A 1,079-nucleotide genomic window follows, 5' to 3' on the forward strand; every position below is an offset into this window, starting at 1 on the left:
GTGACGGTATTGCCACCATCACGTTCGACGAGCCCGGCTCGCCCGTCAACACCATGTGCCTGCAATGGCAGGGCGATCTCAGTGAAGTCACGGCCCAAGTGGTGAAAGACAAGGACGCCCTCAAAGGCATCATCCTCGCCTCCGCCAAAAGCACTTTTTTTGCCGGCGCTGACTTGAAGGCCGTGATGCGCCTCACACCGGCCGACGCGCCCAAGGCCTACGCAGAGATCGAACGCGTCAAGAAAAACTTCCGTACCCTGGAAACGCTGGGCATCCCCGTGGCTAGTTGCCTTAACGGCACGGCACTGGGCGGCGGCTGGGAAGTCGCGTTGGTCGGCCACTACCGCGTGGCGGTGGACGACCGTAAAACGCAGTTTGGCCTGCCCGAGGTCACGCTGGGCCTGCTGCCCGGTGCCAGCGGCGTGACCAAGATGACGCGCCACCTTGGCTTGATGGGCGCGCAACCCTATCTGGTCGAGGGTAAAACCTTTAACCCACGTGAGGCGCTTGAGCTGGGCCTGGTGCACGAGCTGGTGCCTGATGCTGCCGGGTTGCAAAGCAAAGCACTTGCCTGGATCGCCACCAACCCCAAAGCCCAACACCCTTGGGAAGCCAGAGACTACAAAATCCCGGGTGGCACACCGGCCAGTTCCAAGATCGCCGCGGCGCTCAGCGTCGCGCCCGCCATGCTCAAAAAGCAGACGCGCGGCCTCTACCCCGCGCCTGCAGCCATCCTGGCCTGCATGGTGGAAGGCACACAGGTGGACCTGGAGACCGCCTTTCGCATCGAAAGCCGCTACCTCGCCAAACTCATGACGGGCACCAATGCCAAGGCCATGATCAACACCTTTTTCTTCGACATGAACGCCATCAAGAGCGGGCAGTCGCGGCCCAAAGGCGTAGGGCGTTTCAGGCCTGCCAAGGTCGGCCTGCTGGGCGCCGGCATGATGGGCGCGGGCATCGCTTACGCACAGGCCAGCAAAGGCATTGCCACCGTGCTCAAGGACGTCAGCCAGGACAAGGCCGAAGCCGGCAAGGCTTACAGCAGCAAGATCACCGCGCCGCGTGTGGAGAAAGGC

General features: G+C 62.8%; 1 protein-coding gene. It reads left to right on the top strand.

All coding sequences use genetic code 11. The features are described 5' to 3' along the window. On the top strand, positions 1–1,079 hold a 1,079-nt coding region (locus tag AC1DWI_RS24145; protein WP_477726039.1), incomplete at both ends, for an enoyl-CoA hydratase-related protein.

The organism is Polaromonas sp. P3_C2 (assembly GCF_056402675.1).